The sequence below is a fragment of the Mucilaginibacter dorajii genome, assembly GCF_024808255.1.
Lineage (GTDB): Bacteria > Bacteroidota > Bacteroidia > Sphingobacteriales > Sphingobacteriaceae > Mucilaginibacter > Mucilaginibacter dorajii.
In genome coordinates this window covers 45,178-70,171 of record NZ_JANTYS010000026.1, presented here as the reverse complement: position 1 = coordinate 70,171, position 24,994 = coordinate 45,178, and the positions used below count along the sequence as shown (strand labels likewise).

Here is a 24,994-nt window from a genome sequence, read left to right as displayed (position 1 = left end):
ACGGATGTCAAAAAATAATAACCTGTTTGCTGTAGCCCTCATTACCTCGCTGTTCTTTATATGGGGTTTCGCGCTAAACCTTAATCCCATACTTATCCCGCACCTGAAAAAAGCCTGCCAGCTGAGTGATCTGCAATCATCACTCATCGATTCGGCATCTTATATTGCCTATTTTTTATTACCTATTCCGGCGGCACAGTTCATGAAGCGTTATGGCTACAAAGGTGGTATTCTTTTAGGGTTGATCCTGTTCTCGTTCGGGGCGTTTTTGTTTTACCCAGCATCCATTGTACGTAATTACGCTTTCTTCCTTGGGGCTTTATTCATCATATTTTCGGGAGCTGCCTTTTTGGAAACCGCTGCCAACCCTTACATCAGCGTTATCGGCGATCCGGCAGGTGCTACACAACGGATCAACTTCGCACAAACTTTTAATGGTTTGGCGGCAGCACTGGCACCCTTAATCGGTGGGATATTTATCCTATCAGGAAAAAATTTAACAGTTAATCAGGAAAGCGCCATGTCGGCAGCGCAATTAAACGATTATTTGAATAAAGAGGCATCATCGGTGCAAATCCCTTATGTGATCATAGCGGTGGGAGTTTTGATAGTAGCCTTATTATTATGGAGAACCCACCTGCCCGAAATTGTGGAGGAAGGAGAAGGTACTATTCATCACGAAAGTCTTTCATTTTTTGAACGTACAGGTGTTTTATTACGCGAAAAAAACCTGAGGTTTGGCGTAGTTGCACAGTTCTTTTACGTAGGCGCGCAGGCATGCGTTGGCAGTTTCTTTATCCGTTTTGCCGAGCGTGTTGCTTTGTTCGATGAAAAATCTGCGGCTTATTATTTAACAGCAGCACTGATCGCCTTTTTGGTGGGCAGGGCAGTAGGTACATTCCTAATGACTTTTATCAACCCGGTAAAACTTTTGGCCATTTATGGCATTACCAATGTGGCGCTTATTGTACTATCGGTGTTTTTGCATGGTAAATTCCCGGTATTCGCGCTAATAGCAGTTGAGTTTTTTATGTCGATAATGTTCCCAACCATATTTTCGTTAAGTATCCGTGGTTTGGGAGCCAAAACAAAAGAAGGCTCTTCGCTGGTGATTATGGCTATTGTAGGTGGCGCAGTGTTTCCGCCAATCATGGGTAAGCTTTCGGATATGACCAACATACAGGTAGCTTACCTGGTACCGGCTTTGTGTTTCCTGTTCGTGTTTTATTTTGCCATCAGGAATTTAAAGGTAAAAGAGGTGAAACTCAGTGTTTCGCACTAATAATTTGATATTTTTATAACGTATACATATACCCATGAATTTACAGCTTACAGATAAGGTAATTATAGTAACAGGCGGCGCAAAAGGCATCGGCGAAGGAATTGTTAAAGTGCTGGCTGCCGAAGGTGCTATACCGGTCATAGTTGGTCGCAGTGCCGAAGATAACCTTAAAGTAGTTCATGAAATTGAAGCTACAGGCGGTAAAGCATTCCAGGTGGTTGCCGAACTGACCGATCCCAAAGCAAGCGAAACAGCTGTTAACGCGGTAGTTGCGCAATATGGCCGTATTGATGGGCTGGTAAACAATGCAGGGGTAAACGATGGCGTAGGTTTGGAAGATGGTACTTACGAAGGTTTTATATCGTCATTACATAAAAATGTGGTTCATTACTACATGATGGCCCATTATGCCCTGCCCGAATTGAAAAAATCAAAAGGCGCTATCCTTAATATCACCTCCAAAACAGCCGATACCGGCCAGGGGCACACCTCTGGCTATGCGGCATCAAACGGCGGGCGTAATGCCTTAACCCGCGAGTGGGCTGTGGAATTATTAAAATATGGCATCCGCGTAAACGCCATTGTAGTGGCCGAATGCTGGACCCCGCTTTACGAAAACTGGATTAAAACCCTGCCCGATCCTGAAGCCAGGCTACAGGAAATAGAATCAAAGATACCGCTGGGTAACCGCATGACTACGGCCGAAGAACTGGCCAATACAACCGCTTTCCTGCTGTCGCCAATGTCAAGCCATACCACCGGGCAACTGATTCATGTGGATGGCGGATATGTGCATTTAGACAGGGCGCTGGCGAGGGCGTAGGGAAGATGTGCAGATTTTAGATTTCAGATGTGCCGATGGGTTTTGCGATGACCTGAAAAGTAATGAAATCTGGAGTAAAAAGGCTAATAATTTTGTCATCCTTCGCGATAGTCAGGGATGACAAAATGTTTTTACGATATTTCTTTGAGTGGTACTTACAACCATCCCCTAAATGAAACTACGCCGCTTCATATCCACTTATTTTTGTAATTTTATGCTATAAACAAATAACCTGTTTACAGCATACCCAATTATCTAAATACTTATAAGTTAATGCCTCTGCAGCTTAACTATGCCTTGATATGAAACGAAGTTTACTCGCGCTTGCTTTTTTATTGATTTGTAATTGTGTTTGGGCCGAAGGTTATGACAGCCTTTTAACCAGGCTCAATAGCGTGATTGACAAAAAGAAGGAGTTTGATGGCGTTAAGCTTGCACGCATAGAAAAACTTAAGGCCACCCTGGCCAATACCGGGAACCCTGATCTTAACCTCAGGTACAATACCTATCTCAGCCTATATAATGAATATAAGTCGTTTAATTATGATGAGGCTTTTAACTATGCCCAAAGACTACAGCAGGTTGGGCACCTGTTAAATGATCCCCAAAAGATAGCTTACAGCCGGGTTAAACTGGGTTTCATTTTACTATCGTCGGGGATGTTTAAAGAAACTTTCGACTCATTAAAAACAGTGGATGTAAAGTTGCTTAATAATGATGGGCGAAAGGAATATTACTTTTTGAGCGCCCGTACTTATTATGACCTGGCCGATTTTGACAAGGATAATTATTACACGCCAATATATAACAGCCGGGCCGAAAAATATATCGATTCGGCCACCAGCCTATGTAAAACCAACTCGTTTGAATATCTCTATTACACGGGTTTAAAAGCACTAAAAGCCGGTAATATTGATAAAGCCATTGCCAATTTAAGGTTGCTGATAGATAAGTATAAGCTTACCGATCATGAATATGCGGTTACCACTTCAACCCTAAGTGATATTTACATCAGGATAAACCAGCCCGAAAAGGCCATAGATTTGCTGATAATGGCCGCAATGGCCGATGCCCGGTCGTCAACAAAAGAAGCCGCGGCCATGACCAACCTGGCCCAGCTGCTGCATCAGCATGGTGATGTTAAAAACGCGTATGCTTTCATCAAGCAGGCTATGGACGACGCCGTTTATTATGGTGCCCGGCAACGCAAGATCCAGGTGGGGGCCATATTACCGGTAATTGCCGGCGAGCGGATCAGTTATGTAGAGCAGCAGCGCCAGGTATTGTTCCTGTATGCTTCGCTATTAACGGTGTTGGCTATTATCGTGGTTGTATTCGCGGTGATCATTTACAAACAACTACGCAAAATCAGGATTGCCGATAAGGTGATCCTGGAATCAAACCATAACCTGCAGGTGAGTATCAATAAACTGAACGAGGCTGATAAGATCAAAGAGGAATACATAGGCTACTACTTTAACCTTATTGCGGAGTATATTAACAAGCTGGATAAGTTTAAACGATCGGTTGATAACAAGCTCACCACAAAAAAATATGATGATATCCGTTTGCTGGTAAACAATATCAACCTTACCAAGGAGCGTGAGGAGCTATTCATCAACTTTGATAAAGCATTTCTCAAAATCTTCCCCAATTTTGTGCATGATTATAATGCCCTGTTCTGCGAGGAAAACCGGGTTAAACTTTTACCCAACCAGTTACTCAATACAGATCTCCGCATTTTTGCCCTGGTGCGCTTAGGCATCAGCGATACCGAAAAAATAGCCCATATCCTGGAGTACTCTGTAAATACCATCTACAACTACAAAGCCCGCATCAAAGGCAAATCAAACATCAGCAATGACGAGTTTGAGCATAAGATCATGGCGATAAAGGCGATGTAGCGGAGGACTTATCTGCCATATCCCGTTGCCAATACTGATTTGTAAAACCCGTGAACTGTGAAGGGGATATGACGTTTTACAAAACGTTATTGGTAGGAACGAAGTAATCGCGAACTGCGCAAATGGGTTACAGGCGCTCCATATTCCTTTTTTGCTGTTATATACCGTTTATATTTCCATTCACTTTTAATTTTATTAATTAGTTGTATATCAATTATATAGGTAGGTTATGCTTTTCAATTTATTTATATTTTTACTGTGTAATTTGATGTGCCTGCATTAATCCCCTCTCTTTGATATTGTAATTGTGCTGCAATTGATACCGTTAGCTGCCGCCAGTTTATAAACCAGTTACCAGTTAAAATTTTTTATTGTCTATGAATTTAAGTCACTCATCCCGTGGGGTATTGGTGCGCTTTTTTGCACGCGGGTTATTGCGGCAAACAGGAGCAGCAGGTTCATCAGCAGGTTTAACCCGCCTGCTATCAGGCTAAAATATTTGCCGGTAAAAACATTGCAACCGGCAAGCACAGCATATCAACCAACCAATCATGAAATAAACCAAATCAAACCATTATGTATAGAAAACAATTACTACAGAAATTACTTTTTTGTCCTTTGTTTTTGCTGATATCCATGGCATCCTTTGCCCAGGTATCAGTTACGGGCAAAGTAACCGACGATAAGGGCGCACCACTCCCTGGTGTATCTATCGCCATTAAAGGAACAACAAAGGGTACCAACTCCACAGCCAATGGCACGTACTCGGTAACGGTCGACAATAGTTCGGCGGTGCTGGTATTCAGTATGGTGGGTTTTACCCGCCATGAAGTTACTGTTGGCAGCCAGCGGGTAATCAACGTAACCCTGCAAGACGATCAAAGGCAGCTTAACGAAGTTGTGGTTGTAGGCTACGGCACACAGCGCCGCCGCGATATTACCGGTTCGGTAGCATCGGTAAAAGGCGACCAGTTTAAAAACCAACCCATCACCAATCCTACCGAAGCATTACAAGGCCGGGTAGCAGGTGTGGATATTGTTAAAAACTCCGGCGCGCCGGATGCCACGCCTATCATTATTATTCGTGGTGTAGCTTCACTGAGCCAACCCAATCCGTTGTATATAGTGGATGGTGTGCGTGTGCCTGATGGTAACAACATCAACGTGCAGGACATCGCATCGGTTGATGTGTTGAAAGATGCCGCCGCTGCTGCAATTTATGGTTCGGCCGCTGCGGGTGGTGTAATTTTGATTACTACCAAGCGTGGCAGCACCGCCCAGCCAACTATTAACCTGAGCGCGCGTTACGGTATCACCAAACCCAAGCTGATTCACCTGCTGGATAAAAATGACTTTATTAAGCTGGAGAACTACATCCACCCAACTTATTTTAAAAACGCCGATGGCTCACCAAAAGCAGGCATCGATACACTGGCCAATACTGATTGGGTGAGTGCTTTGTATGGTAATGCTTATGAGCAAAACTATAACGTATCTATCTCGGGGCAGTCGCCGGTAGTAAATTACCTGGTATCGGGTTTTTATAACGATCAAAAAGGCATCTATATCAAAAACTACTCAAACATTGGCGGTGCGCGTGTTAACACCGATTACAAGCTGGGTAAATTTATCAAAGTAGGCGAGCAGATTGCTTTATCGCAACGCAAAACCGAACCGCCGGTAGGTTCAGAAGCGCAGCTGCATAACGCGCCGTTCCGCACGCTGCCTATTATCCCTATTATGGACAAAAGGGGCAATTACGGCATAGTACCACAGGGCTACGACCAGGTATCGCAGTTTGGCGGACCAAACCCGGTGGGTACCGCTCACTTTGCCGATGCGCAAAACTTTAAAAACAACCTGCAAACCAATTTTTACGCCGAGGTACAGTTGCCATTTCATTTAAACTTCCGTACCAATTTAGGCTATAACTACTACCTGGAAACCAATGACTATTTCCAGGATAAGTTTTCAATTGGTAAGGTAGGTATAGGTACCAACTCACTCACCAAATCATCATTACAAAGCACGCAACTGCTTAACAACTATGTGTTAACTTTTGACGAAAACTTTGGCAAACATCATGTGAACGCGGTTGCCGGTTTTGAGCAGATCATCAACAAATTCAACAACATTGTAGGTATCGAAAGTTCTGTAGGCTTGCCGGGATACTCTTTTGTGCAGTCATCGGCATCAAATCTTTCATTAAGCGGGCACTATGATCCAAACGGTTTAATCAAATCTGAATTTGGCCGGGTGAATTATAACTATGCCGGTAAATATTATCTATCGGGCTCTATCAGGCAGGATGCCAACTTTACCACTTTTGGTCCTAATAAACAAAAGGGAACATTCCCCGCTGCATCTGCCGGCTGGAATGTGAGCGAAGAAGGGTTCTGGAAGAATAATGTCCCGGTTATTAATGCCTTAAAATTAAGGGGCAGCTGGGGTCAGTTGGGTAACAGCAATATAGGTCAGTACCGCTTTTTATCAACCTACAGCCAGTTTAACGCTACCAACGGTATCGCGTCGGGCGCGCAAAACTTTGCGCCGGGTGGTCCGCTTATTATTGCCAATTCTATTAACGCTATACCCAACCCGGCCTTGCATTGGGAAACCGTTACCGAAACCAATATTGGCTTAGATGGAGAGGCATTGAACGGCAAAATTTATTTTACGGCCGAGTATTATAACAAAAATACCAGTAACATGCTGTATGGTATAAACCTGCCATTAAGCACGGGCATTACTACGCCTTTCCTGGCTAATATTGGTTCGGTTAATAACCGCGGTGTTGATTTACAATTAGGGTTTAAAAATCAGTCGGGTGCTTTTACCTATGATATCAGCGCTACTGCCGGCTTCAATAGAAACAAGGTAACCAAATTGGATGGTGTTGCTACCAGCAGTATCCAGGATGGGTATAACTACTACAGCTATGGCGATGCGGCTTTTAGCGCAACTCCAAGCCAAACCATTACCATTACCAAGGCAGGTTTACCATTTGGTTCATTTTATGGCTACAAAGCGCTGGGTATTTTTAAAACCGATGCCGAAGCCGCAGGCCAAACAGTTGATGGCCACGTAGCCCATGCCGGCGATTTGCACTACCAGGACTTAAATGGCGACGGTAAAATTACCGATGCCGACAGGCAGGTATTGGGTAACCCCAACCCTAAACTGGTTTATGGTATCAATATCCGTGTAGGGTATAAGGGCTTTGATGCCGCTTTACTGTTTAATGGCGTTGCAGGTGTACAGCTTTACAATGGTGTAAAAGCTTATACCCAGTTCCCTTTTTCTGACGGCAACACCACCAGCCAGGTTTTTGGCGCGTCGTTTTTGGGTAGCAACCAGGTTACATCGCAACCCCGCTTAGGCATAGTTGATGCCAATGGTTTTACCCCCGATCCTAATAAAAATTATTCATCGGTAAACAGCTATTTTGTTGAAAGCGGTAATTACCTGAAGCTTAAAAACCTGCAAATAGGTTATTCTTTTCCAACACAGCTGCTTTCGCATGCTAAAATTAAAGGAGCAAGGATTTTCATAATGGCCAACAACGTGTTCACCATTACTAAGTACAGCGGTTTAGATCCCGAACTGGGTTTTGCACAATCGCCAAGCGGTTATGGGGTTACCACCCGTGGGCTCGACCAGGTTTCGCAGTATCCGCAGGTACGTATTTATTCGGCAGGTGTGGATCTTACTTTTTAATGTTAACTATAAAAATTACCAAGATGTATAAAAAGATATATATAGCAATACTGGCAATGGCCTTAGTTTCCGGTTGCAAAAAAGATCCTTTGTTGGTAGCACCAACAGATCAGTATTCAACGGGCGGATACCCGCAAAGCACGGCCGATTTAAACAGCGTACTGGCAGCAGGTTATTCAAACCTGCGAGATCAGGGTTACCTGGGTTTTCATTTTTTGCCCAAAGCCTTATCAAACAGTATGCACACAGTAAACTCGTTGTATAACGGCGACGGCTCATGGAACGAAATGGCCAACACTAACCTGGCCGTTACTAATCAGTACGCTTTAGAAGCCTGGCAAACCATGTACACCGGCGTAAAAAACTGTAACGCCACCATAGCTGCCGCCGCGCTTTTCAATGCTAAATATGCCAAAGCTGCTGATGCACCAGATGTGAATGCCATATTGGGGCAAGCCTATTTTTTACGTGGTTTTTACTATATGCAGCTGGAAACCCTGTTCGGTGAAAGCTACATCAGCGCATCGGGCGGTGGCGATAAAATGGGCGTACCTATTTATGATGGCCTGCCTACCGACTTGAACAGCACGCAAAAAGCCCGTGCAACGGTTAAAGAAGTATGGACTTTTATTGAGGCTGATTTGAAAAAATCTGCCGAGTTACTTAAAGGCAAAGTTTGGACCGGCGATGACCGCGGTCGTGTTACCGAATGGAGCGCCAAAGGTTTATTGGGCAAAGCCTATGTTTATACCCAGGATTGGGCCAATGCTAAAACTGTTTTGCTGGATGTGATTCAGAATAGTGGTAAAACCCTGATGCCGTTTGCTAAATACAAAGATGCCTTTAACGGCAATACCGCTAATGAGTTTAATGAGGAATCATTATTTGAATTGAATGTTGATAACGACTCAAAGGGGGGCTATGGTATTTACAGCGGTGCAGCCAATGCTACCGCGCTTAATGGGTTGATCTGGGCACCATGGTCATTAGGAGGTAGCGGCAAGGTTGAAGACTCCTTTGCATTAGGCTATGGTAATGAGTTTCTGCACGATGGTAACGTGACCCGTTTTGGCTTTCCCTTGGGTACAGCTTATAACCTCGTAGCTAATCCTAAATATACAGGCAGCAACCCAAGCTATAAAAATCCCGAAAAGATCATGGACCCGGCTTATAAAACGGCATCGTTGGTGGTACGTACAGCGCAAACCGCCGACCCGCGTTTGTTTGTGAATGGTTTACAGCCCTGGGTAGATTCTGTAAGGTTTGATGGGGTAAACTACGCACCATCGGCTAAGCCAAATGGATTGGCCAATAATACCGCTGTTTACGCCTGGAGTGTACGTAAATACGCGCCAACCCTGTACAACGAAAACACAGGACAGGGCAATGCGCCAACCAATTCCATTGCCGATGCATGGAATTATTACCTGCTGCGCATGGCAGATGTTTACCTGCTGTATGCCGAAGCTTCAAAAGGAGCCGGTGATAATGCTACCGCGCTGGAGTACCTGAATAAGGTGAAACGCAGGGCCTATGGCTTGCCTTTTAATACACCATCTATTACCGTCGATTATAAATCATTAAGTGATAAAACATCGGCAAGTGACGCGGTATTAGGGAACAACCCATTATACTATGAGCGCTGGGCCGAATTGTTTAACGAAGGCAGCTGGTGGTTTGATGTTTGCCGCTGGAGAATTGGTAAACAAGAAGCTGCTTACTACAAAACAGCTATCAATGTTTCGGGTGATTTTCAGTGGGACGACAGCAAATCTTACACCTGGCCTATCCCTATAAATGAGATCAATTCCAACAGTAAAATAAAACAAAATCCGGGGTATTGATAATAGTTGATTATGAGTGTAAAGCCTTGAGAAAGCTTTACACTTTTTTATCTATATCCATGTAAATCATCAATCTACCTGTAAATCTGTTGATTTATAGCCCGATGTTTTAGCAATAATAAACCATACATGAAAAAAGTATATATATACCTGCTCAGTTTCTCCATATCTGTTAACGCTTTTGCTCAGGATAAAAAAACAACCGGCGCCCAACTCAACAAAGTTAAGCTCGATTTTACCATTGATGCCGATGGTCGTCCCGAATACTCGGTAAGTTACAACCAAAAATCAGTAATAAAACCATCGCGGCTGGGCATTAAATTATTGAATGATACAGGTTTTGATCAGCATTTACAGCTCATCAGTACCGAAACCACTGATGTAGACGAACTTTGGAAACCTGTTTGGGGCGAGGTAAGTGTGATACGCAATCATTACCAGCAACTTACCGTACATCTGAAACAAGCGGATGCGCCGGGTAGGCTGATGGATATTGTTTTCAGGGTGTTTGAGGATGGGGTTGGTTTTAGGTATGTGTTTCCGCAGCAGCCCAATCTCCGGTATTTTATTGTGAGCGATGAACTAAGCCAGTTTAGCCTCACTGGTGATCATAAAACCTTTTGGATACCGGGAGATTACGATAGCAACGAGTACAGCTACATCACCTCAAAACTAAGCCAAGTAGATGCCTGGGTACCCTATAAAGCCGCAACAGATATAGCGGTACGGGTGGTACCCGATCAATACGCCGTACAAACCCCGCTGATGATGAAAACCGCTGATGGCTTGTACATCAACATTCACGAGGCAGCCCTGGTAAATTATACATCGATGCAGCTACATGTGGATAGGGCAAGCTACCTGTTATCGGCCAACCTGGTGCCCGATGCTTTGGGTAATAAAGCCTACATGGTTGCACCCGGTAAAACGCCATGGCGTACCATTATTGTGAGCGATAAGGCGGCAGATATTCTATCCTCCAAAATGATCCTGAACTTAAACGAACCTTCTAAAATTGCCGATCCATCCTACATTCACCCCATGAAATTTGTGGGCGTATGGTGGGAAATGCAGATAGGCAAAAGTACCTGGAGCTATGCCAACAGCATGACCGATGTTGATGCCAATGGTAACCTTAAACCCAGCGGCAAGCACGGGGCAACTACAGCCAACGTAAAACATTACATTGATTTTGCCACCAAAAACGGTATAGGCGGTGTATTGGTTGAAGGCTGGAACGTGGGCTGGGAGGATTGGTTTGGCAACTGGAAGGAAGACGTATTTGACTTTGCCAAACCTTACCCCGATTTTGATGTGAAAGAGCTGAGCGACTACGCCGCTTCAAAAGGCGTAAAGATGATTATGCATAATGAAACATCCGGTTCGGCAACAAGTTATGAACGGCAGATGGATACTGCGTTTAAATTCATGAATAAATATGGTTACCCGGCAGTTAAAACCGGCTACGTAGGCAAAATTATCCCCCGTGGCGAACACCATGACGGCCAGTGGATGATTGATCATTATGTACGTGTAGCCCAAAAAGCGGCAGATCACCGGGTAATGCTTGATGCCCACGAACCGGTAAGGCCAACAGGATTATCGCGCACTTATCCAAACTGGATGGCCAGCGAGGCAGGCCGCGGTAATGAATACAATGCCTTTAGTACCGGCAACGCTCCTGAGCATGAAACCATTATGCCTTTTACCCGCCTGATGGGCGGCCCGATGGATTACACCCCAGGTATTTTCAAAATAAAAGGTTATAGCGATGTGCCCGGCCGGCAGGTACATACTACACTTGCCAAACAGTTGGCATTGTATGTAACCATGTATAGTCCGCTGCAAATGGCTGCCGATTTAACTGAGAACTACGAGCCGCATATGGATGCTTTCCAGTTTATTAAAGATGTTGCTGTTGATTGGGATGACACCCATATTATTGAAGCAGAGCCAGGTGATTATATAACTACCGCCCGCAAAGCCAAAGGAACAGATAATTGGTTTATAGGTGCCATTACCAACGAGAATAGCCGGAATGCCGTTATTCCGTTAAGTTTTTTAGATAAAGGTAAAAAGTACATCGTAACTATTTATGCCGATGCCGATAATGCCGACTGGAAAGTTAACCCTGAAGCATACCAGATTCATAGTTACCTGGTTAGCGATAAAACCAAACTCAACATTAAACTGGCAAAGGGTGGAGGCGCGGCCATCAGCATAAAACCTGCTGGTGCCGATGTTAAAGGGTTGAAAATGTATAAGTAGAAGAATGCAGAAATCGTTTATTCCTTCGCACCCTATAATGATGTGCTTCTTAAATTGTTGATTATCAATATTAAAAATCGTCATTGCGAGGAGGTACGGCGAAGCAATCCCCAACTATACAGGGCGAATTTGCAGGCGCACCTGCTTATCGGGGATTGCTTCGTACCTACCCATGACAAATATAAAAATATGTCATTGCGAGCGCAGCGTGGCAATCTCGTAGCCATACAGAGCGAATATGCATGGCGACGAGATTGCTTCGTTCCTCGCAATGACAAGGGGGCGATGTTGTCATTTCCACCTTCACAGTCTGCGGATTTTATAACTCGCAATGACGATTCAACAAATAACGTCATTACTGTTGATTTCAGGGTTTCCCTGATAGGTTACTCAATGACATGATGATTTACCCCTTTCAAAACCCTGAAAACCGTGTATAAATTATCCGCCATAATCGTCGCTCTGTTGTTTTTAAGCTGCGCCAAAAGCAGCCCGAAATCAAATCCGGTAACACCAATTGATCCTGTTGTCACCAACCCCGATACCACCAAAAGTTTGGTAAAAACGGATGCCAAACCTGTAGTAAAAACTAACAGCCAAAAGGTGTATGTACATTATATGCCTTGGTTTGAAGATAAAACAACATCGGGTACAGGTAAATGGGGCCAGCACTGGACCATGGCTAACCAAAATCCAGATATCGTTTTAGCAAACGGCCGGAGGCAGATAGCATCCCATTATTACCCCATGACGGGACCATATGCCAGCTCAGACAGGGATATTATAGATTACCAGTTATTGCTCATGAAATATGCCGGTATCGACGGTGTTATTGTAGATTGGAACGGCAGCCATAACGTTTATGATTACCCGCTCATTAAACGGAATACGGATAGCCTGTTCAGCAGGATGCCGGGTGTTGGCTTGCAGTTTGGTATTTGCTATGAGGATGCCTCGTTGGTAAATGTGAACAAAGTTACCGGCGAGGATATGGTTACGGCGGCTAAAGAAGATTTTGCTTACCTGCAAACCAACTATTTTAAAAGTAGCAATTATATCACCATCAGTGGGCAGCCATTGTTGTTAGATTTTGGTCCGCAGGGCTTGAAATCGGCCATTGACTGGCAGCAGGCTTTTTCGGGATTAACCATCAGGCCACGATTGCTCTCATTATTATATCAGGGCGATGTTACCGGTAGTGCAGGCAGTGGCGAGTTCTTTTGGGTAGGGGCAACCGACCCGGCACCAATTAATGATTTTTATAACAATAGGAGCAAAACATTGGCTACAGCCTTTGCCGGGGCATATCCGGGCTTTCATGATTTTTATAAAGAAGGTGGCTGGGGTAATAATTTGTTCACTATCAACTATAACGGAACAGGTACAATGCAAAGTACGCTCAACCTCGCCAAAAATAGCAATCTGCCATACCTGCAGCTCATCACCTGGAATGATTACGGTGAAGGAACTATGATTGAGCCAACGCTTGATTTTAATTTCGATTTTTTGGTGACCATACAACAATATACAGGCGTAAAGTATACTCAAACGGAGTTGGAACTCATTTACAAATGGTATACCCTACGCAAAAAGTATGTAGGCAATGCATCGGCACAATCACAGCTTACCCAGGCGTATAGTTATTTGGCCTCGCTGGATGTGGATAAGGCAAGGGAAATCATCGAGAAGCTTTAAGGCAAGCTAACTGCTTAAGCTTTCGCCAGCTCAACAATATCCTTCACCTCCAGAACTTTTTTTGAGTAACCTTTAGTGGCAGCCTTGATCATGGCCTGCCCAACTTCTTTTAGGGTACAAAAGCCGGCGGGATAAAGCGCCCGGCCAATTGGATATAACCAGGCAATGTATTTATAAAAGCTTTTTATTTTTTTTTGCCCTTCTGTGGCTTTCATAAAACCAGGCCGAAACATATACCCGTTTTTAAAAATCTTGAGCAAGTCATTTTCAGTAGCGCCTTTTACGCGTGCCCAGGCTACTTTGCCTTGCTCGCTGCTATCAGTGCCGGCACCGGTAACATAACAAAAAGTGGTATCGGGGTTTAGCTTTGCCAGGGTTTGGCCAAAGCCAAGGGTTATATCGTAGGTGATATGTTTATATTCTTCTTTACTGATGCCAACTGATGAAATCCCCGCGCAAAAAAAACAGGCATTATAGCCGGCCAGTTCCGCTTCAATAGGAGCAAGGTTCATCAGGTCTTTATGAATGATCTCGCGCAGTTTGGGGTGCGTTACGCCGCCCGGTCTGCGATTAATAACCAATATTTGCTCCACGTCGGGATTATTCAGGCATTCTAATAACACACCTTCGCCAACCATACCTGTTGCGCCTGTTATAATGGTTTTAATTTTCATATCCTCAAAGCTAAGCATTGTATAGCGATACTGTAAAAATAAAGGTTTTCCGAATCCCCCTACCATGTACCCACATCTTGTTAAACTACTCTCCAAATAAAAACAGTTGTCATTACGAACGAACCAGGGTGGGATTGCGCGCCGGAGGTGAGGAGAAATCTTCTAAAAGCGGACATTCGACCATACAAAGCGTATAAGATTTCTCCTCGCACCCCCGCTTTTCCCTGCGCTTGCTCGTTCGAAATGACATTTTTCTTTAATAAAAAGATGTGGGTACACGGTAGCCCCCCCCCCAAAAAAAAGCCCCGTTCAGCTTTTAACATAACGGGGCGATAAATCAATTGTGCAGGTTGTGTTATAGGCTAAAGGCTTTTAAATAGGCGTTGGCGTAAGTTCCCCAATCCTTCATTACATTCTTCAGAGTTGCTGCCAGTTGCTGGTTAGTTACCACTTTACCTTTTTTTGGCGGGGTAAGTGATTTTTCGTCAACCGGGATCTCGTTTACTTTGGTGGCAAACCAGGTTACGTTTTCGTGCGGTAAAGCCAGACCCAATATCATTCCCGGCAGGCCGGTAAAAGTTTCTGGTCCGCCCGATACCGCTATGTCATCGGTATAAAAAGCAACTACATAAATGGAGTCCATCACCACGGCATTTGCACGGCGACAGGTAAAGCCGGCTATTTCGCGGGTTTCGGTAGTTATCTTCCAGTTTATTTTACGCAGGCTGTCTTTTACCAAAAAGGTTGTTTCAAAAACTTTTTTCTGGTTAATGCTTTGGCCTGTTGTTAAATCGTCGGCAATGGTATTCACCTGGTTGGTAACCGGGCTATCGCCAAAAAAGAAACCGTTTTCCTGCACGTCAGATTCTATGGGCGTGTATAGCGTTTTGTTATCGCCAAAAGTGAGCGTGCTTTTAAGCTTTTTAAATTGAGGCTGCGTTTTTTTATACGAGTCAAAAGCAGAGCGAAGAAAATCTTCGTTGTTTTTGTTGATCTGCCTTTCAAAAAAAGCAAACATGTTCACTGTTTTTTCAAACTCGATGCTGCCGTGTACAGTAAAGTGTTTGTTTTGGCCAAACACGGCGCTGCTGCAGATGGCAATGATACAGGTGGTGATTATAAGGTTTTTCATAGTTTTTATTTTTTAGTTGCTACGCCGCCGCCAACATGATTAAAATCCCAGCTAATGCCCAGCATAAAGTATCTTCTGATGGCAGTATAACGGTCCTGTGTTAAAATGCCGGCAGATCCGCTTCGGTTGTATCCCTTATTTTGGTTAAGCAGGTCATTACCACTTAAAGTTACCTTAATGCTTTCGTCCTTCATAAATGATTTGGCAATGTTGGCATTAAGTATGGTACGTTTAAAATCCTCGGGGAACGACTGTGTTTTAGCATTATACTGGTATGAACCATCGCTGCCTATCGAAAAATGTGCCGGCAGGTATAAATTAAAACCGCCATTGGCATTAAATCCTCTACCATTGTTATTTACGTTTGGCAAAAGCGATGACGAGTTAAGGGTATAGGTTGGCCCCGCAGAAATGTATACATCATATTTTTTTTGCTTGTATTTTGACAGGCTAATGTTAGCAGAGTAGGTATACGATGTTGTTTTATTAAGCTTGCCGTTTGATAAGTTGTAGTACGTATTGCCATTGGCATCGCCGCCTAAACCGGCATTGATATCGCCAATAGGGATCTTGCGGCCATAATAAAAGTTGGCATACATGTTAACGGTTTGCTTGTTAAGGTTAGATGACTGGAAGATACTTTTACCCGATGTTGTATCCGTCGTTACGTTACTCACAATAGGGTTGGTTGTGTTACTGTACGAGCCGCCGATGTAAAGTGATTCCTCGCTGATAACTTTATAAGAGTTATACCATAATGAAAAACGGTTGGTAAATGATGGTTTAAGGTTAGGGTTACCCACGGTTACGTTCAACGGATCGGTATTTACCCTCACCGGCTGAATTTGATCGATAGTTGGCTGCGCAGTATTACCATTATAGCTTACGCGGACAGATTGATTTTGCGAAAAGCGATATTGATAGGTGGCTTGCGGAAACCAGTTTACAAAATTACGGGTGCGTGAATTGGCATCATTAAACAAATCTATCTGTTTAAAGTTAACCGTTGCGGCCTTGGTACCAAAGTTAAAAGTGCTCTTTTTGCTTTTGTAATTAAAGTTTAACCCGGCCTGGTTAGTAAGTTGGTTAAGTTTATAATTATTACTCAGCGAGTCTATCTGCACATTATAAACACCTGGTGCCGATTGGTTGTATGAACGCCTGTCCGAACTGCCATTATCAACGCTGATACCATAGTTAATTACTGCCGAGAACTTTTTAGATAGCGGCTCGGTGTAAGTAATATTGGAGCTCAATACATTGTTTTTGGTTTCGGTAGTCTTGCGTTGATCAATAACTTGCGGTGTACCGGTTACCTTTTCAAGGGTATCATAAAACGTGGTGTTTGATTTTAAGAAGCCTTTGGCGCTGCTTTCATTATAAGCCTCGCTAACGTTTACTGATAAAGTACGACCGACCTTTTTGAATTTTTTGGTATAAAAAGCGCTTGCGTGAAATATTTTATCGGTAACATCATTGGTTACCGTGCGGTTGTTGGTGTTTAGTTTGGTACCATTCTGCCGTAAACTGGTAGCGTTATAGTTAGTATTGATCTTACTATCCTTATCAGTACCATCAGTCATTATTTTTAAGTTCGTCGTGGTATCCAGTTTCACCTGGTAGGTTAAATCAAGCTTTTGACGAAAACTATATTTATGAAAGGTTTGATCGGAGTTACTGTTGATGAAATTGCCCGGTAATGTATTTTGAGTTTGCGTGTTTTTGGTGCCATCTACATCTAATGATCCTATTTTGTAGTTTGCATTAAGCGATTGCTTATCTGAACCCCATTTGGTATCATAATGTGCGCCCGCGGTACGCGCCAATGGGATACCCTCGCCTTCAAAACGGCCGTTCCAGGTATCAAGATCGCTTTCGCCACCACCACCGTTAAAGTATAAGCCGCCGTCGTCGGCAAATTCAAGGCCTGTTCCTCCGTATTTATTTTCGTCGCGCCAGCCAAGGCCTACCTTGCCGGTATTACCTATAGTACCATAAACCGAGAATTTTTGCTTGCCTTTAAAACGGTTAAACATCAGCTGCTCCTGGTAATATTTGCCTGTACCACCTTCGGCATCCAACTTACCAAAATAGCCGTTCTTTTTATCTTCTTTAAGTTTTATATTGATGGTTTTGTTTTTTACCCCGTCATCAATACCGGTAAAGGCTGCCTGGTCACTTTTTTTATCATATAGCTGTACCTTATCAACCATATCTGCCCGCAGGTTTTTGGTAACCAATGTAGGGTCATCACCAAAAAATTCTTCGCCATCAACCAAAACCTTACTTACGGTTTGGCCCTGGGCGGTAATTTTGCCATCCTTATCAACCTGTATACCGGGTAGCTCCTTCAGCAGGTCCTCTACCTTGGCATTGGGTTGTACGGTAAATGCGGCGGCATTAAACTCGGTGGTATCGCCTTTGATTTTTACGGCCGCTACTTTGGCTTTTATGATTACCTCTTGTAAAAGCTGCGTTTTCAGGATCATTTTTATCCGGCCAAAATCATGCGTAGTATGTGCCGAATCGAGCGTGAAACGCTCCACAAAATCGGCGTAGCCAGAGTAGGTTACCAACAGGATGAATTTTCCCTTTTTTAAGTTGTTAATGGCAAACTGCCCTTCGTTTACCCTGGTAAACTTTTGCAGGATAGAATCTTTGGCGTTTAAAACAGCAACGGTGGCATTGGTTAATTTAGAATTGGCGGCTGTGTCGGCAACCGAGCCTTTGATAGAATACGAATTTTGCGCAAAAACAGAAAACGTACTCAAGCAGAGTAGTATTAGTGCAGGTATTGTGATTTTCATAAGGTTGTTTATGAAAACCAAGGTATAACTAAAATCTTAGTAATCAAAAGCAGAGCCGTAGATTTAACAGTTACAACACCAAATTTAACATTTAGAAATTTGACGCACGGTGTAAGTAATTGAATATCATATAAGTAAATATATACTGTAATCAAATGTAAAAATATCAATACGCTGTGCTATAAAAGCACTATTATGAATTTTAATGGTTTGTGAGATTTAAATGTTTGTTAGCTCGTCGTTTAGTTTCCGCATAGCGGTTGATCTTTAAATTTATTGCCATATTAAATTCACGTTGCTAACTGTAAACCGACCACTGCAAACTTCTTACTGCCCGCTGTTTTTTTTATAAGCTACCCAAACGTAAAAAGGCACGCTGGCCATCAGCAGTAAAAAACCGTAATAAACGGCTTCCTTACCGCTGCCGGCAATGTTCCATAGTGCATAGCCAAATGCTATAATACCTAACAATATTGCGCTAAGCCAGCCATCTTTTATATTGCTTTTAGCCCTGATAATGAGGTACGATGCTGCCGAAAGAAGATAAGGAATAAGCATACATAGCAGGGATAATAACAGCAAAAACCTGAATTGCTCAACCATGCCTTTGTTATAGTTCATGTAAATAAAACACGATACCATTACACTGTTTAATAAAACACCAACATAAGGAACTCCCTTTTTATTTTGCCTGCTGAAAACCGCTGGAAATAGTTTGTCTTGTGCTGTAGCGAAGGGCATCTGGCCCTGCATCAGTGTCCAGCCGTTGAGCGCGCCAAAGGCAGCTATGGCCACGCCGGCGCTTATCCAGTATCGCGCATTGCTACCATAAATTACTACTGCGGCATCAGCATAAGGTGTTAATGAATGTTGTAGCTGCACCGATGGTATAATACCCATAACGCTGACGCTGCCTAAAATATAAACCAAAGTGGCTATCAACAAACCCAGTAAGGTGGCTCTTGGAACTGTTTTTTCGGGATTCTCGACACTGCCTGCCGGCACCGTAGCGGCTTCAATACCAACAAACGAAAACATGGTCATTGCGGCTGTAGCACTAATGGCTCCGTATACGGTTTTGCCGCTGCTGTTGAAAGGCAAAAAGTTTTTAGCCTGTAAAAAAAACAAACCGCCAAGCGCCACCAATAAAAGCGGTAAAACCTTTAAAATAGTGGTTATCAATTGTAGCTTGCCACTTGTAACTACGCCAAGGGTATTGATATAGGTAAGCAACCAGATAGCACACAGGCCCGCAGTTACCGCAGCCAAACTGCTGGTACCCAACACCGGGAAAAAGGTGCTAAGCGCGCTGATTAACGATATAGTGATAGCTGCGTTGGCACAAGAAGTAGCTAAAAAGTATCCCCAGGCCACTAAAAAGCCGGCAAAATCGCCCAGGCCGTTACGTGTAAAGGCATATGGACCACCTGTTGCGTGTGGCAGCAGCTTACTCATGTTGCTGAATACCTTTGCCAGGAAAAAGGAACCAATAGCCGAGAACACCCAACCTAATAAACCAATGCTGCCAAACGAGGCCATGGCGGCCGGCAATAAAAACACACCGGCACCTATCATATTACCTACCACCAGGGAGGTGCTGGTCCACAAGCCTAATTTTTTCTCTGAAGCGGGCATGATTAAATTAATTAAGGACGATAAGATAGGGTTTTTATTAAAGATGATACGGAAAATGTTTACTCCTTACAGAGAAATCGCTTTTACCCACCAGGAATGAATACGGGTTATCTTAAGATACCTTTTTTGAGTTAGACACGAATGCCCGCCGCCCCGGTTACAATTTAATCGAATTGCACGAATTTTGGAGTTGATCGATACCCAAATCAGGGCAACGCATCTAATTAGTTAACAGGGATAAGCTGTTATTTAATAATAAGTAAGGGAATAAGCTTAAGGAGCAGGAAAGAGATAAGCATCAAACAATACTTTGTTTTTATTGCCTGGTCCTGGTTAAGTAATGCAGGTATAGAAGAGGCTTGTATTGACCAGCAACAGACACAAATATTGGGTGTGCCTAAATTGCGCGGCACATCATTTTTGTGTTAACCATGCAAAAATACAAAGTATTGATTATTATGTAATTATGATGTATTTTATCTGAAATATGTTAAGTTATGTTAACCCAATTAACCGCGTTTTCCCTGTAGCCCGAGTTAAAATGTGATTGAAGAAATTCGTTAAATTAGCTATCATCTATCTTACGGGTAGTTAAATTCGTGTTTACTCAGCTCTCAGCCTGTGAGAAAATTAAGTTAAATATTAAAAGCGATTTGCCTTTTACTCCTTACCGCTCGGGCAGGGAAATTGTTTTTTTTAGCTCTGATTTTTCCGACAGAATTTCTAAACATTTACCGTTCAAAATCCTTTTACTACCGGCAGTTACCGGCTGCCGATCACAATCAGCAAGATCCCCTGTATGAAAAACACCATTTTTTTAAATCTGAAAAAAATCATACGAAAACCCTTAGCCACTGTATTTACGTTGGTGCTTGCTGTTATTACGTTTGGTTTTTCAACAATTATCAACTTACACAAAACGCTTAAAGCGGATGTGAATAATGGAGGGCTTTACCTGCCGGGTAATTTTAAGGCTACTATTGTGATTGACAGCCTGGCCGGCCGGGCAAGGCATTTGGCCGTAAATACCAACGGCGATATTTATGTGAAACTACGCTTCCCGGATTCTATAGGTGGTAATGTTGCCGCCCGGGACACTGATCATGATGGCAAGGCGGATACGATTGTAAAATTTGGTAATTATGATGATAAAGGCCCCTATGGAACGGGTATGCGGGTACATAAGGGATACCTGTATTTTAGTTCGGAGGTAAATGTTTATCGTACCAAATTAAATCCTAATACGCTGGTGCCCGATGGTCCGTTGGAGTTGATTTTGCACGATGCCCATGGCGAACATGAACATGATGCCAAGCCTTTGGCTTTTGATAATGATGGGCATATGTATGTTGCTTTTGGCGCTCCGTCAAATGCTTGCCAACAGCAAAACAGGGTGCCTGGTTCACCTGGGATTAAGGGTTGTCCCTTATTGCAGGAGTACGGCGGCATATGGCAGTTTGATGAGGCAAAGCCCAATCAGCAGCAAAAAAACGGCACCCGTTACGCCACGGGTTTGCGCAGCGTGGTAGCTATGGATTGGAACACGGCCGATAATTGCCTGTATGTGGTAGCGCACGGGCGCGACGATTTGCGGTTGCTGTTCCCCAAAAAGTTTAGCGCCTGGCAAAGTGCCGTTGCACCTGCCGAGGAGTTTTTAAAAATAAAACAAGGCACCGACGTAGGCTGGCCATATTATTATTACGACCCTATTCAGCATAAAAAACTGCTTAACCCCGAGTACGGCGGAGATGGCAAAAAAACGGGCGAAGGTGCTAAATACGCGCAACCCCTGATTGCTTTCCAGGCGCATTGGGCACCCAATGATTTATTGTTTTATACCGGTAACCAGTTCCCTGCAAGATATAAGAATGGGGCTTTTGTGGCTTTCCATGGTTCAACCAATCGGTCGCCGTATCCACAGGCTGGCTTTTTTGTGGCATTTGTGCCTTTTAAAAATGGTAAACCAGTAGGCAATTGGGAGATTTTTGCCGATGGTTTTGCCGGGCGAAACACAGTGGTGAGTGTGAGCGATGCCGAATGCCGCCCGATGGGTTTATCAATGGGCCCCGATGGATCGTTATATGTAAGCGATACTGAAAAGGGTAGGGTTTGGCGAATTTTTTATGGGGGTGATAAAACCAAATTTGGCAATGCCCAGCTTGCCAAAATGGAACAGCGTAAACAACTGCCCAATTTTAAGATACCTAACCAGGTGCGTAACAATTTTGCCACCGGCATGCTTAAAGGAGGTGCGCTCATCTACAATAAGTACTGTGTTAACTGCCATCAAAAAAATGGCAAGGGCGATGGTAACCTGTTTCCGCCACTAAGCGGATCTGAATGGGTTACAGGTGGAAAATATATGGAGAAGGAGCCGGGGATACGTGTGTTATTAAGTGGATTGGAAGGCCCTGTAACGGTAAAAAACAAACCTTATAACAGTGTAATGCCCAAACATGCGTTTTTAAGCGACGGAGATATTGCGGCTGTGCTTACTTACATCAGGAGCAATTTTGGTAATAACAGTAGCCTGGTTACGGCATCTGAAGTGAAAAAGATAAGGGCAAGCCTAAAGTAGGCTTGCCCTTATCTTCAACTGGATGACAAAGATTTCTTACATTCTTTACTAATATGGTGTGCTGATATTCAATTTTAATACCGTTGGCTCTTCTTCCAGTGGCCTTACCAATATTTCGGGGCTCAGGCCGCATTCGCGCAGCAGCTTGGTATGGTTATAAGATACTTGCCTGTATAATTGCGTATCGGTGATCCTGATTTGTTCGCAATTGATCAATACAAAGTGAATAAACAGCTTTGATAGCTTGTTGCCCGATTCATCGCACGTTTGATAAAACTGGGTTAAGTAGCCATTAATGCTGGCTATATCATTGAGCATAATTGCGGTTTTTATTTTAACAGCATACAAAAACGCATACATAAATGGGGTGGCCAAATTTTCTCTGAGTTTGCAGGCGGTTGCCAAGGATTCATACATCCTTAACATCTCTGTTTCGCTATAAAGGAAGAAATAAGCGGTTGAGGCCATCGCTTTTAAGAAGAAACGGTACGTGAACGACGAGTCTAAGCAGGTTTTGCATGTTTTTTGAGTGGCGTTGATGAACCTCAATACTTTAATTGGTTTTTGTGTTATGGATAGCGAATAACCGGCAAGCAGGTAAATAAGGTCGTTGCCTTTAAATGTATGAATAGCGGTTTTATGTTTCGGAGGATTAAAATAGAACCTGGTTAACTCGGCAAAGAACTCTTTTTTGATGATGCCGTATTTAAAATACTGGTAAATAGCGTCTAAGCAATGTAACGGGTTAATGTCGAAATTCTGAAAATCTTCGGGCGAGAAACTTCTCAGCTTTTTTAGATTATCGTCCATGCCTGCAAGATCAAGCTGGAATATGGATATAGTTGCTAACGCTGTGTAAACAAGCGCCTTTTTACTATTGGCCAGTTCAAACTTCAGGAGGGTAAGCAGTGTGTTTTTATATTCAAGATTGATGTATTCAAGTCCGAAAAAGTAATAGAACAGATCGTCGGTACAATCCGCCTTAAAGTAATTCACAATACTTTCTGAATAAATGGGCGATGATGACATTTTTAGCAGCAGTTCGCCAATAAATATCACTAATTCTGATTTTTCTTTAGGATTAAGGCGGGTATAAGCCAACAAGGCAAAGCTTTCCTGTTGCCCGTTTTTAACGGCATTCATCACACACCATTTTATAATGGGCAGTTTATGTTCGTTGTTATTAAATTTATCATTTATGGTATGAACCAGTTGAAGGTTAAATGTTGATTCGTTTTCAAAAAGTAAGTTTTTTGCTATAGTGTATTCTAAAAAGTTGCTGTTCCCAAATTGGATAACCGTTTTAAACATGAGGTCGGTGCTTATGTTGATCTCCCGTAAAAAACCAATGTTTAGCAATTCGGTGTAAGCATGGTTATATTGTTTAAGCAGTTCAATTACTTTTAGCTTATCAACATCGTAGGAGTCTTTTGTAAAGTCTATTTCGGCGACAAGGGTACGCAACAGGATGATTTTTTCTGTAGCATAATGACCCAGATAAACCTTATTAAGGATAAACGTTGAGATAAGGTCATGAATACAGATGTGATCTGCTATTCCAAAAGTAAAATCGTCTTTATGCTGCTTGTAATAAAACTGGAAGTATAGCGGATGATTAAAGTCTTTGGCGATATCAATGGCCATAAAGTTTTGAATGGCCGGATTGATGTTAATACAAAGATTCCTGACTTCGTTAAGTGTAAATAAAGGCACATTGGTAACCAGGTTGCTGTCGGTTACAAAACCGGTAAACCATTTTTCATTATCTGGATCTAATTCGTGTTGGTTGTTCACCCAGTTTGATGAACGCATGGTTAGGATCAATTTAAACCAGCTATGTGATTGATAAAAGGAAAAGATATTAGTAAGCTGGTTAAGCAAAAGATGAAATTGCTCTATTTTAAACATATGTTCGTCTAAACCATCAATAATAAAGTAAAATTTGCCGTCGCCCCGCTTATTGACGTCAAACAGAGCGGCAACATCGTCATCAGACGAGTAACCGAGCAAAGCGAGTAGCCAGTCATTTAAATCCCGGCCGCTTAAAAAAACGTTCATCAGCGCGCTGCTGCTAAAAAACAGTATGATATCTTTATTGTCATTAACAGCGGTTTTTTCATCTACCCAATGACAGAGCGCTAATGTTTTTCCATAGCCCGATGGTGCCATGATTACCGTTCCGGTGTAGTCGCCGGCTAAGAACTCATCAAAATGATCATTGATAAACTTTCTCTCAATAGTTTGGTTATAAGGAATACCTGACCGGTTTTTTAAGGCCTGTAAAGTAAAATTGGTAATTTTTGCTGCGTTTTGGCTCAATGCTTTCCAATCTATATCGGTATTGGTGGCCTTTACAGCAAGGCCTTGCTGGTTTATGCAAAAATCATCCCAACCTACATAACCGCAATATTTTGCCATTACCTCAATGGTAAAAAGAGAAGGTTTAAACTTACTAAAAGCAAAGCCGTATACCCTTTTCAAGGTGGTCTCGCTTACCGTAAGTTTTGTTGCTGCAAATATCATTGCCGAAAGTTCTCTACAATCACCGGGGGTGATGCTCTTAATGTCAGCGCGTTCCAACGCCCTTCCTTTAAGAATTTCAAATAATATTGGTGAAAAGGTTATCATGGTTTAT

13 protein-coding genes are annotated in these 24,994 nt (G+C 43.0%); 8 read left to right on the top strand and 5 right to left on the bottom strand.

All coding sequences use genetic code 11. The features are described from left to right. Window positions 1-4 precede the first annotated feature (4 nt). From fucP to FHS10_RS24875, 7 genes are all read left to right on the top strand, one after another. Window positions 5-1,282 (top strand): L-fucose:H+ symporter permease, encoded by a 1,278-nt coding sequence (fucP, locus tag FHS10_RS24905; RefSeq protein ID WP_259096377.1) that lies wholly within the window; start codon window positions 5-7, stop codon window positions 1,280-1,282. Between the two features lie 34 nt (window positions 1,283-1,316). Then, window positions 1,317-2,105, top strand: coding sequence for an SDR family oxidoreductase (locus tag FHS10_RS24900; protein WP_259096374.1), 789 nt, complete (start codon window positions 1,317-1,319; stop codon window positions 2,103-2,105). A 302-nt stretch (window positions 2,106-2,407) separates the two neighbouring features. Further along, on the top strand, window positions 2,408-4,009 hold the full coding sequence (gene susR, locus FHS10_RS24895) for a SusR family glycan utilization regulator (protein ID WP_259096372.1): 1,602 nt from the start codon (window positions 2,408-2,410) through the stop codon (window positions 4,007-4,009). A 576-nt stretch (window positions 4,010-4,585) separates the two neighbouring features. Continuing rightward, complete coding sequence (locus tag FHS10_RS24890) at window positions 4,586-7,726, top strand: SusC/RagA family TonB-linked outer membrane protein (protein WP_259096370.1); 3,141 nt, start codon at window positions 4,586-4,588, stop codon at window positions 7,724-7,726. Between the two features lie 23 nt (window positions 7,727-7,749). Then, window positions 7,750-9,570, top strand: a complete 1,821-nt coding sequence (locus tag FHS10_RS24885; protein WP_259096368.1) for a RagB/SusD family nutrient uptake outer membrane protein — start codon at window positions 7,750-7,752, stop codon at window positions 9,568-9,570. Between the two features lie 129 nt (window positions 9,571-9,699). After that, window positions 9,700-11,838 (top strand): glycoside hydrolase family 97 protein, encoded by a 2,139-nt coding sequence (locus FHS10_RS24880; RefSeq protein WP_259096366.1) that lies wholly within the window; start codon window positions 9,700-9,702, stop codon window positions 11,836-11,838. A 432-nt stretch (window positions 11,839-12,270) separates the two neighbouring features. Then, window positions 12,271-13,533 carry a glycoside hydrolase family 99 protein gene (locus tag FHS10_RS24875; RefSeq protein WP_259096363.1) on the top strand — a complete coding sequence of 421 codons (1,263 nt, stop codon included), beginning with the start codon at window positions 12,271-12,273 and terminating at the stop codon, window positions 13,531-13,533. 14 nt (window positions 13,534-13,547) lie between these two features. Here the strand turns inward: FHS10_RS24875 and FHS10_RS24870 are convergent, their stop codons facing one another. The 4 genes from FHS10_RS24870 to FHS10_RS24855 form a co-directional block, all read right to left on the bottom strand. Continuing rightward, on the bottom strand, window positions 13,548-14,225 hold the full coding sequence (locus tag FHS10_RS24870) for an NAD-dependent epimerase/dehydratase family protein (RefSeq protein WP_259096360.1): 678 nt from the start codon (window positions 14,223-14,225) through the stop codon (window positions 13,548-13,550). Between the two features lie 337 nt (window positions 14,226-14,562). Beyond that, the gene (locus FHS10_RS24865) at window positions 14,563-15,339 is read right to left on the bottom strand and encodes a GLPGLI family protein (protein ID WP_259096357.1); all 777 of its coding nucleotides are present in this window, start codon (window positions 15,337-15,339) and stop codon (window positions 14,563-14,565) included. 5 nt (window positions 15,340-15,344) lie between these two features. Next, complete coding sequence (locus FHS10_RS24860) at window positions 15,345-18,146, bottom strand: outer membrane beta-barrel family protein (protein WP_259096354.1); 2,802 nt, start codon at window positions 18,144-18,146, stop codon at window positions 15,345-15,347. 327 nt (window positions 18,147-18,473) lie between these two features. Continuing rightward, window positions 18,474-19,781, bottom strand: coding sequence for an amino acid permease (locus FHS10_RS24855; protein WP_259096352.1), 1,308 nt, complete (start codon window positions 19,779-19,781; stop codon window positions 18,474-18,476). 799 nt (window positions 19,782-20,580) lie between these two features. Between FHS10_RS24855 and FHS10_RS24850 the strand changes: the two genes are divergently transcribed. Further along, complete coding sequence (locus tag FHS10_RS24850) at window positions 20,581-22,359, top strand: PQQ-dependent sugar dehydrogenase (protein ID WP_259096350.1); 1,779 nt, start codon at window positions 20,581-20,583, stop codon at window positions 22,357-22,359. A 48-nt stretch (window positions 22,360-22,407) separates the two neighbouring features. On the opposite strand, the gene FHS10_RS24845 is transcribed toward FHS10_RS24850, so the two are convergent. Further along, window positions 22,408-24,987 (bottom strand): NACHT domain-containing protein, encoded by a 2,580-nt coding sequence (locus FHS10_RS24845; protein ID WP_259096348.1) that lies wholly within the window; start codon window positions 24,985-24,987, stop codon window positions 22,408-22,410. Window positions 24,988-24,994 lie beyond the last annotated feature (7 nt).

Bases quoted from the DNA above. Each gene is read 5' to 3' on its own strand.
- susR (WP_259096372.1), top strand. From the start codon at position 2,408: ATGAAACGAAGTTTACTCGCGCTTGCTTTTTTATTGATTTGTAATTGT.
- FHS10_RS24850 (WP_259096350.1), top strand. From the start codon at position 20,581: ATGAAAAACACCATTTTTTTAAATCTGAAAAAAATCATACGAAAACCC.
- fucP (WP_259096377.1), top strand. From the start codon at position 5: ATGTCAAAAAATAATAACCTGTTTGCTGTAGCCCTCATTACCTCGCTG.
- FHS10_RS24890 (WP_259096370.1), top strand. From the start codon at position 4,586: ATGTATAGAAAACAATTACTACAGAAATTACTTTTTTGTCCTTTGTTT.
- FHS10_RS24900 (WP_259096374.1), top strand. From the start codon at position 1,317: ATGAATTTACAGCTTACAGATAAGGTAATTATAGTAACAGGCGGCGCA.
- FHS10_RS24865 (WP_259096357.1), bottom strand. From the start codon at position 15,339: ATGAAAAACCTTATAATCACCACCTGTATCATTGCCATCTGCAGCAGC.
- FHS10_RS24860 (WP_259096354.1), bottom strand. From the start codon at position 18,146: ATGAAAATCACAATACCTGCACTAATACTACTCTGCTTGAGTACGTTT.
- FHS10_RS24870 (WP_259096360.1), bottom strand. From the start codon at position 14,225: ATGCTTAGCTTTGAGGATATGAAAATTAAAACCATTATAACAGGCGCA.
- FHS10_RS24845 (WP_259096348.1), bottom strand. From the start codon at position 24,987: ATGATAACCTTTTCACCAATATTATTTGAAATTCTTAAAGGAAGGGCG.
- FHS10_RS24855 (WP_259096352.1), bottom strand. From the start codon at position 19,781: ATGCCCGCTTCAGAGAAAAAATTAGGCTTGTGGACCAGCACCTCCCTG.
- FHS10_RS24885 (WP_259096368.1), top strand. From the start codon at position 7,750: ATGTATAAAAAGATATATATAGCAATACTGGCAATGGCCTTAGTTTCC.
- FHS10_RS24880 (WP_259096366.1), top strand. From the start codon at position 9,700: ATGAAAAAAGTATATATATACCTGCTCAGTTTCTCCATATCTGTTAAC.